The sequence below is a fragment of the Synechococcus sp. N5 genome (assembly GCF_900473925.1).
Classification (GTDB): domain Bacteria; phylum Cyanobacteriota; class Cyanobacteriia; order PCC-6307; family Cyanobiaceae; genus Parasynechococcus.
In genome coordinates this window covers 226,445-240,482 of sequence record NZ_UCNI01000006.1, presented here as the reverse complement: position 1 = coordinate 240,482, position 14,038 = coordinate 226,445, and the positions used below count along the sequence as shown (strand labels likewise).

Annotated in this window: 18 protein-coding genes and 1 tRNA gene; 9 read left to right on the top strand and 10 right to left on the bottom strand. The window is 62.4% G+C overall.

The features are described from left to right. Positions 1–67: 67 nt before the first annotated feature. Entirely contained in the window at positions 68–1,054 is a 987-nt protein-coding gene (gene thiL, locus DXY03_RS06655) for a thiamine-phosphate kinase (RefSeq protein ID WP_115009710.1), read from the bottom strand. Beyond that, positions 1,051–2,160, bottom strand: a complete 1,110-nt coding sequence (locus DXY03_RS06650) for a peptidylprolyl isomerase (RefSeq protein WP_244272341.1) — start codon at positions 2,158–2,160, stop codon at positions 1,051–1,053. The genes thiL and DXY03_RS06650 overlap by 4 nt, the downstream gene beginning before the upstream one ends. Before the next feature lie 32 nt (positions 2,161–2,192). Between DXY03_RS06650 and efp the strand changes: the two genes are divergently transcribed. Next, positions 2,193–2,756 carry an elongation factor P gene (gene efp / locus DXY03_RS06645; protein WP_115009709.1) on the top strand — a complete coding sequence of 188 codons (564 nt, stop codon included), beginning with the start codon at positions 2,193–2,195 and terminating at the stop codon, positions 2,754–2,756. Next, entirely contained in the window at positions 2,753–3,229 is a 477-nt protein-coding gene (gene accB / locus DXY03_RS06640; protein WP_115009708.1) for an acetyl-CoA carboxylase biotin carboxyl carrier protein, read from the top strand. The genes efp and accB overlap by 4 nt, the downstream gene beginning before the upstream one ends. 1 nt (position 3,230) lies before the next feature. Here accB and pdxA read toward each other — a convergent pair whose 3' ends face one another. After that, on the bottom strand, positions 3,231–4,247 hold the full coding sequence (pdxA, locus tag DXY03_RS06635; RefSeq protein ID WP_115009707.1) for a 4-hydroxythreonine-4-phosphate dehydrogenase PdxA: 1,017 nt from the start codon (positions 4,245–4,247) through the stop codon (positions 3,231–3,233). Between pdxA and DXY03_RS06630 the strand changes: the two genes are divergently transcribed. Then, positions 4,228–4,437: a hypothetical protein gene (locus DXY03_RS06630; protein WP_244272340.1), complete on the top strand. Its 210-nt coding sequence runs from the start codon at positions 4,228–4,230 to the stop codon at positions 4,435–4,437. The two genes, pdxA and DXY03_RS06630, sit on opposite strands and share 20 nt — an antisense overlap. Here the strand turns inward: DXY03_RS06630 and DXY03_RS06625 are convergent. Then, entirely contained in the window at positions 4,391–5,344 is a 954-nt protein-coding gene (locus tag DXY03_RS06625; protein ID WP_115009705.1) for an SDR family oxidoreductase, read from the bottom strand. The two genes, DXY03_RS06630 and DXY03_RS06625, sit on opposite strands and share 47 nt — an antisense overlap. A 32-nt stretch (positions 5,345–5,376) precedes the next feature. Here DXY03_RS06625 and DXY03_RS06620 point away from each other — a divergent pair, with 32 nt between their 5' ends. After that, on the top strand, positions 5,377–5,544 hold the full coding sequence (locus tag DXY03_RS06620; protein WP_244272339.1) for a hypothetical protein: 168 nt from the start codon (positions 5,377–5,379) through the stop codon (positions 5,542–5,544). Between the two features lie 3 nt (positions 5,545–5,547). Here DXY03_RS06620 and DXY03_RS06615 read toward each other — a convergent pair whose 3' ends face one another. Next, positions 5,548–5,943 carry an HNH endonuclease gene (locus DXY03_RS06615; protein WP_115009703.1) on the bottom strand — a complete coding sequence of 132 codons (396 nt, stop codon included), beginning with the start codon at positions 5,941–5,943 and terminating at the stop codon, positions 5,548–5,550. Between the two features lie 215 nt (positions 5,944–6,158). Between DXY03_RS06615 and DXY03_RS06610 the strand changes: the two genes are divergently transcribed. Then, complete coding sequence (locus DXY03_RS06610; protein WP_244272359.1) at positions 6,159–7,709, top strand: DEAD/DEAH box helicase; 1,551 nt, start codon at positions 6,159–6,161, stop codon at positions 7,707–7,709. Here the strand turns inward: DXY03_RS06610 and DXY03_RS06605 are convergent. From DXY03_RS06605 to DXY03_RS06595, 3 genes are read right to left on the bottom strand one after another with little or no spacing between them, the layout of a single operon-like run. Next, the gene (locus DXY03_RS06605) at positions 7,664–8,023 is read right to left on the bottom strand and encodes a hypothetical protein (RefSeq protein ID WP_244272338.1); all 360 of its coding nucleotides are present in this window, start codon (positions 8,021–8,023) and stop codon (positions 7,664–7,666) included. The two genes, DXY03_RS06610 and DXY03_RS06605, sit on opposite strands and share 46 nt — an antisense overlap. Positions 8,024–8,045: 22 nt before the next feature. Next, entirely contained in the window at positions 8,046–8,444 is a 399-nt protein-coding gene (locus DXY03_RS06600) for a DUF6554 family protein (protein WP_115009702.1), read from the bottom strand. A gap of 33 nt (positions 8,445–8,477) precedes the next feature. Beyond that, on the bottom strand, positions 8,478–8,990 hold the full coding sequence (locus DXY03_RS06595) for an AbrB family transcriptional regulator (protein ID WP_114988843.1): 513 nt from the start codon (positions 8,988–8,990) through the stop codon (positions 8,478–8,480). Between the two features lie 83 nt (positions 8,991–9,073). Here DXY03_RS06595 and DXY03_RS06590 point away from each other — a divergent pair, with 83 nt between their 5' ends. Beyond that, positions 9,074–9,397, top strand: coding sequence for a chemotaxis protein (locus tag DXY03_RS06590; protein WP_115009701.1), 324 nt, complete (start codon positions 9,074–9,076; stop codon positions 9,395–9,397). Positions 9,398–9,435: 38 nt separating this feature from the next. Continuing rightward, positions 9,436–9,654 carry a hypothetical protein gene (locus tag DXY03_RS12255; protein ID WP_115009700.1) on the top strand — a complete coding sequence of 73 codons (219 nt, stop codon included), beginning with the start codon at positions 9,436–9,438 and terminating at the stop codon, positions 9,652–9,654. A gap of 351 nt (positions 9,655–10,005) precedes the next feature. Here DXY03_RS12255 and DXY03_RS06575 read toward each other — a convergent pair. Continuing rightward, a tRNA-Gly gene (locus tag DXY03_RS06575) sits at positions 10,006–10,077 on the bottom strand. A 32-nt stretch (positions 10,078–10,109) separates the two neighbouring features. Then, positions 10,110–11,258, bottom strand: a complete 1,149-nt coding sequence (locus DXY03_RS06570; protein WP_115009699.1) for an alanine--glyoxylate aminotransferase family protein — start codon at positions 11,256–11,258, stop codon at positions 10,110–10,112. 38 nt (positions 11,259–11,296) lie between these two features. Between DXY03_RS06570 and cbiD the strand changes: the two genes are divergently transcribed. Next, positions 11,297–12,403 (top strand): cobalt-precorrin-5B (C(1))-methyltransferase CbiD, encoded by a 1,107-nt coding sequence (cbiD, locus tag DXY03_RS06565; RefSeq protein ID WP_115009698.1) that lies wholly within the window; start codon positions 11,297–11,299, stop codon positions 12,401–12,403. Positions 12,404–12,435: 32 nt separating this feature from the next. After that, a complete protein-coding gene (gene guaA / locus DXY03_RS06560; RefSeq protein ID WP_115009697.1) occupies positions 12,436–14,022 on the top strand; it encodes a glutamine-hydrolyzing GMP synthase in 1,587 nt (528 codons plus the stop codon). The last annotated feature ends 16 nt before the right edge of the window (positions 14,023–14,038 follow it).

Sequence of the window (14,038 nt, the reverse complement as noted above, 5' to 3'; positions counted from 1 at the left end):
TTCCTCCCGACCTGGGGGGATTTTTTTTTGGTCAGGCACGGTCGCTTAGTGGGTCGCTCAGGGCTGCTCAGGGCTGACCGAAGTGATCAAATCCGTTTGTGTCCACTGGCTCGTGGTTGTGGGCCCAGCGGATGACGCCCGCTTCAGCATTGATCTGGCCGATGCGCTGGCTTTCGGGGACGCATCGCTGCCATGCATCGGCCCAGGCTTCGGGAAGGCTCAGCACCAACTCAAAGTCCTCTCCTCCAGCGAGGCACCAATCCGTCCATCGAGCTCCCTCAGGCCAGCCTTTGGCCGTTGGAAGCTGGTCGTTGTGCAGCACCGCTCCGCAGCCGCTGCTGCTGCAGAGACCTGCGACGGCAGAGAGTAGTCCGTCGCTGCTGTCGGTTCCCCCAGCCCGCCAGGGCAGATGCTCCGGTTTGCAGGCCAGCAGCAGCTGGACGTCCTTCAGCCGAGGTGTCGGGCGTTGGTGGCGTGTGATCGCCTGGTCCCGCAGGGTTGAGCACAAAGCGATGTCACGCACGTTTGGATCGTTCTGGAGGAGGGCGAGGCCCAGTCGGCTGAGCCCATGGGGCCCACTGGTGACCAGCACATCGCCAGGGCGGGCTGCGTTGCGATGCAGACGCAGGGGTCCGAGACGGCCGAGTGCCGTGATCGAGAGCAGCCTCTGCTCTCCTTTGGAGCAGTCACCCCCCAGCAGAACGCCGCCGTATTGCCCCAAGGCGGCACTGATGCCTTGATACATCCCGTCCACCCAGTCCCAACGGGTGTGGCCTGGGGCGACCAGGGCCACGGTGATTCCATCGATGTCGACGGCACCACTGGCGGCCAAGTCGGACAGGTTGGCTGCAACGGCGCGCCAGCCCACATCCATGGCGGTTGTGGTGGCATCGCTGAAATGGATGCCATCCACCAGAACGTCGGTGTTGATCAGCAGCGGTCGGGCGTCTGCGGCCAGGGCTGCGGTGTCGTCACTGAGCTGATCGGGCGGAGCGAAGCGAGCCAGCCGCCTGAGCAGCTCCGCTTCAGTCAGCTCCGCCAGGGTCGGGCTCATGCGTGGGCTTTGAGCTGCTCCGCTCCCTCCACCACCTTCACGGCGGTGATCCGGTCATCGACGCCCAATTCCTCCACAACATCTAATCCATCCACCACGTAGCCGAAGGCTGCATTGCGGCCATCCACGAGGTTCAGACCAGCCGGGGTGAGCTCTGCCTCGTAGAGAAACATGAAGAACTGCGAGGATCCGTCGTCGAGGGCCTGGTCTGAATGGGCCCAGCCAAGGGTGCCCAGGGTTGCGAACGGAAGGGTTGGTGTGGCCATGAACAGGCCCACGTCTTCAAAGGTTTCGTTGTAGATCGTGTCGTCTTCGCCCGGCACGCGGATCTCCAGGGGCACATGGCGCTCCTGCTTGGTCTTGGGATCCACGTAGCCGATCTCCGGACCTTCCGGATCACCGCTCTGAAGCACGTAGAAGTCTTCGGCCCGGATGAAGGGCAGTCCGTCATAGAAGCCCTTGAGGGCGAGATCCACGAAGGCGCCTGCGGTGAGTGGGGCGTTGTAGCCATCCACCACGGCGGTCAGCTCCCCCTGGGTGGTGCTGATGTTGAGGGTGGCTCGTCCCTGCAGCCGTGGCAGTGCATCGAAGTCTGCGGGGATCTCCCGTTCAAAGCCTTCGGGCACCAGCAGGGCCTCCACATCACCGATGAAGCTCAGCGTCCGGCGTCGATCGGCGATGAAGCCTGGTTTGTCGGTGGCTTTGACCTTCTCTTTGAGGTCTTCAAGGCCCTGATCCACGCGCTCAAACAGTGCTTCAGCCGTACCGCGTTTGGCTTCAGGGACCGCGTTCAGGATGGTGCCGCGGCGGGTGTTGAGCAGCGATTCAGTGCGTGACACCGTCTTGCCGAGGGCTGTCCAGCGTTTGGCCCGCAGATCGTCACTGGTGAGTTCCAGCCGATGCTGCAGTTCGCGGATGTCGTCCTGATCGAAGGGAAGCGCGTCCCGAAGAATCGCGGCAGGGTCCTTCACAGCATTGCCCTGGGGCAATGCGGCCCAGGCAGGGGCGGCGATTGTGATCAGAGCAAAGCTGATCAGAAGAGCAAGGACGGCGTTCAAACGCTGATGGACCAAGGGGGAACCCCAGTGCTGACGGGACTTTGGCACAGCCGTATAGTCCGATGAACCGTTCGGTGGGAATGATCTCCAGTAACGACTTCCGCACCGGCACCACGATTGAGATCGATGGGGCCGTCTGGCGTGTTGTCGAGTTCTTGCACGTCAAGCCCGGCAAGGGATCTGCCTTCGTGCGCACCAAGCTCAAGGCGGTGAAGTCCGGCAACGTGGTGGAGAAGACCTTCCGCGCCGGGGAAATGCTTCCTCAGGCGATGTTGGAGAAATCCTCGCTTCAGCACACCTACATGGAAGGTGAGGACTATGTCTTTATGGACATGGCCACCTACGAGGAGACCCGCCTCAGCGCCGACCAGATCGGCGAGAGCCGCAAATACCTCAAAGAGGGTATGGAGGTGAACGTGGTGTCCTGGAACGACACCCCCCTCGAGGTTGAACTGCCCAACTCCGTGGTTCTGGAGATCAGAGAAACTGACCCTGGCGTCAAAGGCGACACCGCCACCGGTGGCACCAAGCCCGCCATTCTTGAGACCGGTGCACAAGTGATGGTTCCGCTCTTTCTTTCTGTGGGAGAAAAGATCAAAGTGGACACCCGCAACGACAGTTACCTCGGGCGCGAAAACGGATGACCATGCAGCTGGATCACGAACAACTGCACCGCTTGCTGGAAGCGCTCGGCGAGAGCGACATCCAGGAGTTCCGATTGGAAGGGGACGATTTCCGTCTGGAAATCCGTCGCAACCTGCCGGCCCAGGCCGTCATGGCCCCGGTCATGCCCGCTTCCGTTGCTGCTGCACCAGCGCCCGTTGCGCCCGCCGAGCCTGCAGCTGCACCGCCTGCATCCACCGCAACCCGCAGTGACCTGCTCGAAGTCACGGCTCCCATGGTGGGCACCTTCTACCGCGCTCCCGCTCCGGGCGAACCTGCCTTTGTTGAGGTGGGCAGCCGGATCAACGTCGGCCAGACCGTCTGCATCCTTGAGGCGATGAAGCTGATGAACGAGCTGGAGTCTGAGGTTGGAGGTGAAGTGGTGGAGATCCTGGTCGACAACGGCACGCCCGTTGAATTCGGTCAGGTTCTGATGCGGGTCAAGCCGGCCTGAGTCAGCTCAGGTCCCAGGCGGCCTGAAGGGCTGCCGTCGTGCTCTCAGGGCTGGCGATCCCTTGGCCTGCAATGTCGAAGGCGGTGCCGTGGTCGGGGGAGGTGCGTAGGAACGGCAGTTCCAAAGTGGTGTTCACCGCTGCGTCGAAGGCCAGCAGCTTCACGGGAATGAGCCCCTGGTCGTGATACAGGGCCAGGATCCCGTCAGGACCAGGCTGGTTTGGAGACTGCCAAGCGCGAGCAGCGCTGATCCAGCAGGTGTCCGGAGGAACGGGACCCACCAGCTGCACCTGAGGATGGTCCTTCCGCCATTGATCCAGCAGCGGCAGCAGCCATTCGGCTTCTTCGTGGCCCAGTTGACCGGCTTCACCGGCATGGGGATTCAGACCGGCAATGCGCAGGTGGGGTGTGCTCGTGAAGCGTCGACAGAACTCCTCCAGCACGTTCAGTTTGTGGTGTACCAGGTCTGGGGTCAGCGCTTTAGGGACCTGGCTGAGGGGGATGTGGGTGGTGGCCAGCAAGGTGTTCAGGCGCCAGCCGCTGGTTGGAGAGACGGCCGTGAACAGCATTGAGGAGCGCTGGCGTCCAGCCAACTCAGCTAGGCGTTCGGTCTGCCCGGGATAGCGGTGGCCGGCCGCATGCCAGAGGTGTTTGGCGATGGGCGCGGTGACCAGGGCGCGGGACCCTCGTTCCTGCAGCAGTTCGACGGCGCGGGTCAGCCAGTGAAACCCCGCATCGGCTCCGCTGGTGGTGGGCTGTCCTGGCTGAACGCTGGCCTCCAGCGGTTGGTCGTCGATCCTGAGGGCTGCGGGGTTGGCAAGAGGGTGGCTCGTTTGCCGCTGCAGTCGCGCGTGGGTGCTGATCAGCGTGCGTCGGCAACCCACCAGCAGGGGCTGGAGCTCTGGGGGGACCGTGGGTGAGGCGAGGGCTTTGAGCACCACTTCCATGCCGATGCCCGCGGGATCGCCGAGAGCGATCACCAGCTCATGCCTAGGGTTCGTGGAATCGTGGGGGCCCATCGCTGTGGTGCGTTTGCTGCTGCTGGGGTGTCTGTTGGTGGGATTGGCCGCTGGCCTGAGCAATGGCTGGATCGAACTGCATCTCTCCCGTTTCCTTGAGGATGTGGAGCTATCCCTGCCTGAGGACGCCGAGGGTTTCGATTTCAACCGTTGGCTGATTGAGGGGGAGAACGCAGGTCAGACGGATTGAGTTTGTCCTGGTTCAGGCAATCCTGCAGCCCAACGCGGTAGTTCGGATGCAGCAACGCGTAACCGAGCTCATGGCAGAGCCTGTGGTTGCTGACGCGGCGGTTCTCGCTCCAGAACGACTGCGCCATTGGACTCATGCTCTCCACGATCTGGTCGAATGGCTCCAGCGGCGGCAGGGCACAAGCCAACAGGTCTGCCGCATACTGCATCAGTTCGGCGGTGGGAGCCGGGAGGTCATCCACCACATTCACGATGCTTCCATTGCTCGGACTTGCTGGAGCGTCCTGTCCGGCGCGATGCATCAGGTGCCAGCAGGCCCCTGCGATGTCTTCCACATGGATGCGGCAGAACACCTGGCCAGGCTTGTCGATCAAGCGGGCCCGCCCTTGCTGCAAGCCGTTGAGCACTGACCGGCCCGGTCCATAAATGCCTGGCAGACGCAGAATCTGGATCGGCAGACCTGAGCGCAACCAAGCTTGTTCGCAGTTGAGGCGGCGCATGCTGCGGTCCAGCGCTGGTGCCGGGTCGTCCTGTTCCGACACCCAACCGCCCTGACGATCGCCGTAAACCCCTGTGGTGGAGAGATAGCCCGCCCAGCGCAGCGGCAGGCTTCTGAGCGTTGGCAGCAGCTTTAACAAGACCGGATCGTTGCCTTCGCGATCCGGGGGGATGGTGGACAGCAGATGGGTCACGCCCTCCAGGGCAGCAGGGTCGAGCTGGTCCTGACCGTTGCTGTCGAAGAGCAGATCCGCCTCGGCAGAGTCGAGGGAACGGCGGGTGCAGAGCACCGGTGTTCCCAGGGCTCGAGCCAGCCCGGCCAGACAACGTCCGCTGTATCCGCCGCCCAGCACCAGCAGCTTGGCGTCAGTCGCCAGCGGCTGCGACCGCTTGACAAGATCAGCAAGCATCAGTACACCTGTATTAGATCAAATGTACTGTCGTGACGTCGTCGGCTCTCCATCGTTCCCGCTCCGGGCCCATCGTGCTCCGGGCCATCCTGACGGCTGCCCTGCTCGCCGGTGCTGTGGTGTTGGCCCCTGAAGACCCGGGTGTTCAGGCCTCCATCTGCCAGCGTCATCACTCCTCGGATGTCTGCCGGGTTTGGTGAGCCTCAGGCGGCCTGAGCTGCGATTGAGATGTCGTCCGCCTCGTTGATGGGGTGATCCGGTTGGGCCCACTGCAGCAGGCGGACGGCGAGTCGCAGGTCGCCATCCATCCAGGCCCGAATTGCCATGGCGCGGCGTGGGTCATAGAAGCGCTGTCGCCGGTACCAGTAGAAAACGTCGGCGTCCGATTTGCGGCCATTGCAGGACAAGCAGGCCGGTACGCAGTTTTCAGTAACGCTTGAACCCCCTTTAGCCTGGGGGTGAATGTGATCAATTGATTCGGAAGGTTTTCCGCAATAAATACAACTTTTGCCGGTAAAAGTGTGAAGAGACTGTCGCCATCTTCGAACGCGTAATTTGGGACAGAGTTCGTCGAGAAAAACCGCGTCCCTGCTATGCATCCGAATGCATCGGTTGAGGGAATTCTGCCTTGAACGAAAAGCCCGTCAATGTGTCGAGCGCTGCATTTTCGATAATTTTTCAGCCTGTGATGTGAATCTTGACCTCAATGCTTGCGCGCTGATCTGGGTTCACTAAGGTGATTGTTTGTGGGGGCCTGTTGGTGGCGTCAAAACCCACATTGACCTGTTGCCTGGATCTGTCCCCAGCGGGTCTGATTCGCGTGGTCAGCCCCTTTGACGCGGTGACCCAGTCCCAGTTGCGTCGGATCAAGCCACGCGGGCGTTGGAACGGTGCTGGCCAGGGTTGGGATTTCCCCTTGGCCGCAGCCGATGCGCTTCAGCAGGCCCTGGGGCGCCGTTTCCCCGTCACCTCCTCACTGCAGCAGTGGCTCGACTGGTGCCAGCAGCCGCTGCCACCGCTGCCACCGCATCGGACCCTTGTTGCTGCAGCGGATCTCGACGAAGTCCTGCAGGATGGTCGTCGGCCTCTGCGCCATCAGCGCTCCGGGGTCCGCTGGCTCCTGGCCCGTCGCGGTGCCGTTCTGGCCGATGAGATGGGGCTGGGGAAGACCCTCACAGCTCTGTTGGCGGCCCGTGCCCTGATGCGTTGCGCTGAGCTGCGGTTGCTGGTGGTGGCTCCCGTCGGCCTGCATCCCCACTGGCGCCGGGAATCAGAGGCCCTTGGGGTTGAGCTTGAGTTGGTGAGCTGGGCTCGGCTTCCCGACACCCTGCCACCAGCGGGGACGCTCCTGGTGGTGGATGAAGCGCACTACGCCCAGTCGCTTCAGGCGCAGCGCACGACCGCTTTGCTGCGTCTGGCCCGTCATCCCCGTCTGCGGGCGATCTGGATGCTCACGGGAACCCCGATGAAGAACGGTCGCCCGTCCCAGCTGTATCCCCTGCTGGCGGCCATGGATCATCCAATTGCTCGGGATCAACGCCAGTTCGAAGAGCGGTATTGCCAGGGACACTGGCGGGAGGGTCGAACCGGTAAACGCTGGCAGGCGTCCGGCGCCAGTCAGCTGGAGGAGTTGCGGCGCTTGACTCGACCGTTGATCCTGCATCGCCGCAAGCAGCAGGTGGTAGACCTTCCTCCCAAGCAGCGGCGTCTTCACCCCGTGGAGCTGTCGGAGGCTGAGCTCACAGGTTTCGACCATCGTGTCGAGCTGGTGCTGGATGACTACCGGCGCCGGGTTCAGCTCGGAGAGGTGCGACGGGATGCCGAGCACCTGGCTCTGCTCACCTCCATGCGCCAGATCGCTGCGGAATTCAAATTGCCGGCGGCCCGGCAGTTGGTGGAGTCACTGCGCCGGCAAGGCGAGGCTGTGGTGCTGTTCAGTGGCTTTGTGGCTCCATTGCAGCTGTTGCAGCAAACCCTTGGCGGCGAGTTGTTAAGCGGTCGCCAGCGCCCTGCTGAACGCCAGGAGAGTGTGGATCGGTTTCAGCAGGGTCAGAACGATTGTCTGTTGGCCACCTTTGGCACCGGTGCCCTTGGCTTCACCCTGCACAGGGCCCGTCATGTGGTGTTGCTGGAACGCCCCTGGACGCCAGGCGATCTCGACCAAGCCGAAGACCGCTGTCATCGTCTGGGAATGGGAGATGGCCTGACCTGCCATTGGCTGCAACTCGGCGCAGCCGACCAGCTGGTGGATGGCTTGTTGGCGAGCAAGGCGGAACGGATTCAGGTGTTGCTGGGGCCCCGGCGCTTGTCGCTGCAACGTCAATCACTCCCCGCCATGGTGCGGGATTGTTTGCAGCTGCTCTGACGCACCTGGAGTTCGTGCTGCAGCATCGGATCGACCGGCTGGCTCGACCGCTTCAGCAGCGACACTGCCGTTGTGACGTCGTCGCAGGCTTTGGCTTGATCGCCAAGCAGGGTCAAGACAAGGGCGCGGTCGCGATGCAGATCGGCCTGATCCGGTGTCTGCTCGATGGCCTCATCACATCGTTTGACCATCAGCTCAAGGTCATCCATGCGGAACCCGCTGAGGCAACTGGAGACGAGCGGCGTCGGTGTGTTGGCAGGCGTCGCGGGTTGCTTGCTCTGGCAGCCAGCCACCAACACGGCAGCCAGAAGCATCAGCCCCAGAAGCCCTGAGTGCTCAGTAGCTGTAGCGCGTGGTGTCGTCGCTGCTTTCGGTGGAGGTGGAGGTGTTTGCAAGGGCGGCAGCGGTGGCTGGTTGAGAGTTCCCACCGAACAGATCACCAAGGAACTGGCCACAGTCGGGGAAATTGCCGGGGTCCTGGACGACGGCTTCCGTAATCATCACCGAGGCATGCTCCGGGGATGTTTTGAACACGCCGCTGCGCTGCCGCTTGATCACGGCGTAGGCGGCATTCCAGCTCACCTCGTGGTCGTTGCCGCTGGACCGCATGAAGCAATAGATCTTGGCCCCCTTCTCTTCGGTGGATTCGGCCGCTTGCAGGGGGGAGGTCATGGTGCTTAGAGCGCCGATCAGGGCCGCGGCGGAGAGAACCAGCGATGACCTGATGGGACCCATGACGTCAATTGTGGATTGGTCCCAAGGTATCGATCAGCTTCCAGCTGTCGAGGGGACGATCAGCCGCACCACCAACGGCAGCACCAGCAGCACGGTGATCAGCCGCACGGCATGGAGGGCGGCCACCGCGGCACCGACGCCGAATTCGGCACCGACCAGGCTCATGCCACTGATGCCACCCGGGGCAGCGCCCAGCAAGGCCACGACGGGATCAATGCCGAGCAAGCGGCTGGTCCAGAGGCCGACGACCAGTCCTGTCAGCACCAGCGCCAGGGTGATCAGAACCGCTGGTTTCCAGAGAAGTTGCAGTTGCTCCAAGGACGCTCGCGTCAGGCCGGTTCCGATCACGGTGCCGATGCCGATCTCCAGAACCGTGCGCGTTCCCGCTGGCCATGTGGCTGGTTCCAGCTGGCCGCTCATGCTGACAATGCCAGCACCCAGCAAGGCTCCCGCCAGAGGTGCGGCGGGAATGCCGCTGAACAGAGCCAGCAGTCCGATGGCGGTTCCAGCCAGCAGGTACAGCGCCAGCGTTGCCAAGGAAGGCATCGGTCTCGATCGCGTCATGTCAGCTTGATCTTGAGACAGCGGCGCACCTGTGTTGTCATCAGCGCAACCATCAGCTTTCGGTGATGACGTCCTCCGTGTCCTTTCGGATCACCCGCACAGCGGAAGATCTCGCTCAAACCATCACGGCTCTGTCGCAGCGCTTGGTGAAACTGGAACAGCGTCAGGAAGCGCTCGAGCTCCAACTGCGCCATCAGCAGCAGAATCTGAATACTGTTCCAGACGAAGAGATCTCCACTCTCGAGGGCGTAGAAGCTCTGCTGCGGGAAACGCGGGAGCTGCTGGAGAGCACAGCTCCGATGCCAGAGCCTGAAATGGCTGAGGAGTCCTCCCAGAACCATGCCTGGGGTCAGGAGGCCGAAACAGAAGCGGGCCGCGATGTCGCGTAGGGGTGGCGTGCGGTGCCAAAATAAAAAGAAAGGCAACTATGGCGACCACCATCCCTGCCTCCAATGTTTGTGCCTCTCGCACCTTGCATGGCATGACCATCTGGACCCGGTCAGGTTTCCTTGAAGGTGGTCATCAGCTCGAGAAGCTGGAATTCGCGCTTGCCCTCGCTGAAGCCAAAGGTGATCAGCGCCGTTGCTCGCAGTTGCGGGACCGGATTGCCGATCTGGGGGGCAATGCAGAGGAACCGGGTACCTGATCGGAATCCAAGCAATCGACGGGGTTGATCGGCAATCGCGCAGATCGCGTGTGGGATGGTCTAAATATCAATTAGAGCTAGTCTTTTGTTGATAAGGGAATTCGAACGTTGACCCTGACGCTTACGAAAACAAAACAATCTGAGACGGCTGCTCAACAACGTCAGGACCATGAATCAGCAGCCCAGGCTCTGTTTATCAAGGCCCGCCACTGCGCAGAAGATGGGCGCATTAATGAAGCGGGCTCGTTGATCTTGCAGGCCCTGGAACACGAGCGCCGTGCTGGATCTGCCGGGCCTCAGGTTCTTCAGCTCGTCAAGTCTCGTTCTTGATGAGCGTTTGAAATTTGTTCAAGCGGGTGACCGGACTCGAACCGGCGACGTTCAGCTTGGGAAGCTGACATTCTACCACTGAATTACACCCGCAAAGGGGCGAGATCGCTCTCGCCACCTGTGTTTTAGCTAAGAGCAGCGGAGGCTGCAGCAACCCCTGCTCCCATGCTGCCTTTGTGGAGACCAAGGGACTGAAGGGTGGATTCGATCGCAGCGACGGCGGTCAGAACATCCCGGTCGCAGACGTAGCCGAGATGGCCGATGCGGAACACCTGACCTTTCAGGTGGTCTTGTCCTCCAGCCAGAAGAATGTCGAACTTCTCCTTCACGGCTTTGCGCAACTGTTCGGCATCGATGCCTTCAGGGGCCACTGCGGTGATGGCCGGGCTGCCGCAACCCTCGGCAGCAAACAGGGGCAGGCCCATGGCTTTCATGCCTGCCTGGGCGGCGGTGCGATGGCGGGCGTGGCGGGCAAAAATCGCCTCCAGGCCTTCCTTCTGCATCATTTCCAGAGCAGCTTCCAGCCCGAAATAGAGGTTCACGGCCGGGGTGAAGGGGTTGCTGTCCTTCGCCGCCGTTTTCCGGTAGGGGCCCAGATCCAGATAGAACTTGGGCAGATCGGAGCGCTCATAGGCCTCCCAGGCCCGTGCACTCATGGCTACAAAACTCAGGCCCGGTGGAAGCATGTAGCCCTTCTGTGCGCCTGATGCCACCACATCCAGTCCCCATTCATCCATCGGGACGTTGGTGGCGCCAAGGCTGGTGACGCAGTCCGCCAGGGTCAGTGCCGTGCCGTGGGCCTTCACGTGACGGGCAATACTCTCCAGGTCATTGATCACCCCTGTCGAGGTTTCCGAGTGGGTGAGGATCACGGCCTTGATCGCTCTAGCGCTGTCGGCCTCCAGCGCTGAGCGGAAGGCTTCGGGATCGAGGGGTTGGCCCCACTTCGCCTTGATCACCTCAACATCCAGTCCGTAGGCGCGGGCCACCTTGACCCAGCGTTCGCCGAACTTGCCGTTGTCACCGCAGAGCACCTTGTCGCCGCGGCTGAGGGTGTTGATGATTCCCGCTTCCATGGCGGCGGTTCCGCTGCCGGTGATCACCAGCACGTCGCTTGTCGTCTGGTGCAGCCACTTGAGCTGTGCGGTGGTGCGCCGCACGATGGCCTGGAACTCCCCGCTGCGGTGGCCGATGGGGTGACGACCCATGGCCTTCAGCACCGTTTCCGGCACCGGGGTCGGGCCCGGAATCATCAGGGTGAGCTTGTCCTGCATGGCGCGGGGGATGCCAATCGGCGACTCTAGAAAACAGCTTGTCCGGTTCCATCGCCCCCTCCAGTTCTGGATTGACCCTGCCGGTGTGGGTGGCGGCGGCGGCCAAGGCGGCCCTGCAGGTGTTGCTTGGTGAGCCATTTGAGCTTGAGCAGCAGTTGAGTCAGGGCTCAGATCAACCGTCTCTGCAGGTGCCGGTCTGCTCAGCGGCTCCTCTGGCCCCAGGAGAGGCCCTGGGCATCAGCCGTTGTGATCCAGGGCTTGGCCTTGATCTGACGCGGGATCTTGACGTCTGGGTGCGGGTGGCTTGGATCGCTGCATCCCAGCCGGTGCTCGAGCTGCAGGCCGGAGAAGGGGTGGGTCGTTTTGGCGCTGAGGGGGACGTTTGCCTCTCCGGTTTTGCCCGTGAGCTGTTGGAGCGGAATCTGTTGCCCCTGGTGCCGCCGGGTCGGGGCTTGCTGGTGCAGCCGATTCTTCCGAGGGGCCGCGTCCTGGCCGAACGCACCAGCAATGCCGCCTTCGGTGTTGTTGATGGTCTGGCCTTGATCGGTACCCAGGCGGAGGTGCAGCGCAGCGCCGCACCGGATCAACTGCAGCAGGTGTTGGCAGACTTGAGGATGCTCGCTGCGGATGCGGCGTTTCAGGGACGCCTCGTTCTGGTGATCGGTGAGAACGGCTTGGATCTGGCCCGCCAGCAGGGTCTGGAGCCCGTGCTGAAGGTGGGGAACTGGGTGGGGCCCGTGCTGGTGGCCGCGGCCGAGGCCGGTGTTCGCGATCTGCTGCTGCTCGGTTACCACGGCAAATTGATCAAGCTGGCCGGCGGCATCTTTCACACCCATCACCACCTGGCCGATGGTCGTCTTGAGGTGCTTGTGGCCCTGGGCCTTGATGCCGGTCTGTCGGTGGCCCAGTTGCTGCAACTGCGGGGTGCTGCATCCGTTGAGGACGCCTTTCAGGCACTGGAGGCCGATCAAGCCACGGCCCTCGGGCACCATCTGGCCGCGATCGTGGAGCGGCGCAGCCAGTCCTATGTGGATCGCTACGGCGCCTGGTCGATGCGGATTGGTGCTGCCCTCTTCGACCGAAGCCGCACCCTGCGCTGGTGGGGACCGGAGGGGGAGAAGCGCTTCTTTACATTGAGGGATTGACGCTCGTCCGCGAGCGATACCTCCCAGGATCGATGTCCCAGCCCTCGTCCGACGGTCAGCGTCAGCCGGCCATCGTCATCCTTGATTTCGGCTCCCAGTATTCGGAGCTGATCGCCCGGCGCGTGCGCGAGACCGAAGTCTTTTCGGTCGTCCTCGGTTACAGCACGTCGGCCGAGGAGCTGCGACGCATGGCTCCGAAGGGAATCATCCTCAGCGGTGGCCCAAGTTCCGTGTATGCCGAGCATGCTCCTCTCTGCGATCCCGGCATCTGGGATCTGGGCATTCCCGTACTGGGGGTTTGCTACGGGATGCAGCTGATGGTGCAGCAGCTCGGGGGCGTTGTGGAAGCCGCCACGGGCAAGGCCGAGTACGGCAAGGCGCCCCTGGAAGTGGACGATCCCACGGACCTGCTCACCAATGTCGACAACGGTTCGACGATGTGGATGAGCCATGGCGACTCAGTGAAGGCTCTGCCCGATGGGTTTGTGCGCCTGGCCCACACCGCCAACACGCCGGAGGCGGCGGTGGCGCACCTGCAACGCAAGCTTTACGGGGTGCAATTCCATCCCGAGGTGGTCCATTCCACCTGCGGCATGGCCTTGATCCGCAATTTCGTATATCACGTTTGCGGTTGTGATCCGGATTGGACCACCGCGGCGTTCATCGATGAGGCCGTTGGCCTGGTGCGGGAGCAGGTGGGCGACAAGCGCGTCCTGTTGGCGCTCTCCGGTGGCGTGGATTCCTCCACCCTCGCCTTCCTGCTCAAAAAGGCGATTGGTGATCAGCTCACCTGCATGTTCATCGACCAGGGCTTCATGCGGAAGGGTGAGCCCGAGTTCCTCATGGACTTCTTCGATCGGAAGTTCAACATCCATGTGGAATACATCAATGCCCGTCAGCGGTTCATCGGCAAGCTGAAGGGCATCACCGATCCGGAGGAGAAGCGCAAGATCATCGGCACTGAGTTCATCCGCGTGTTCGAAGAGGAGAGCAAGCGGCTCGGACCCTTTGATTACCTGGCCCAGGGCACGCTCTATCCCGATGTGATCGAAAGCGCCGGCACCAACGTGGACCCCAAGACGGGCGAACGGGTTGCCGTGAAGATCAAGAGTCACCACAACGTGGGCGGTCTTCCCAAAGACCTGCAGTTCAAGCTGGTGGAGCCCCTGCGCAAACTGTTCAAGGACGAAGTGCGCAAGGTGGGACGCAGCCTTGGCCTTCCCGAGGAGATCGTGCGCCGGCATCCCTTCCCGGGGCCTGGTCTGGCCATCCGCATCTTGGGTGAAGTCACCGACGAGAAGCTGGACTGCCTGCGTGATGCCGACCTGATCGTTCGCCAGGAAATCAAGGAAGCAGGGCTGTATCACGACATCTGGCAGGCCTTCGCGGTGCTGCTGCCGGTGCGTTCCGTCGGCGTGATGGGGGACAAACGCACCTATGCCTGGCCGATCGTGCTGCGTTGTGTGTCCAGTGAGGACGGCATGACTGCCGATTGGTCCCGCCTTCCTTACGACCTGATGGAGACCATCTCCAATCGGATCGTGAATGAGGTGAAGGGGGTGAACCGGGTGGTGCTCGACATCACCAGCAAGCCCCCCGGCACGATCGAGTGGGAGTGACTCGGGGCTGACGCAG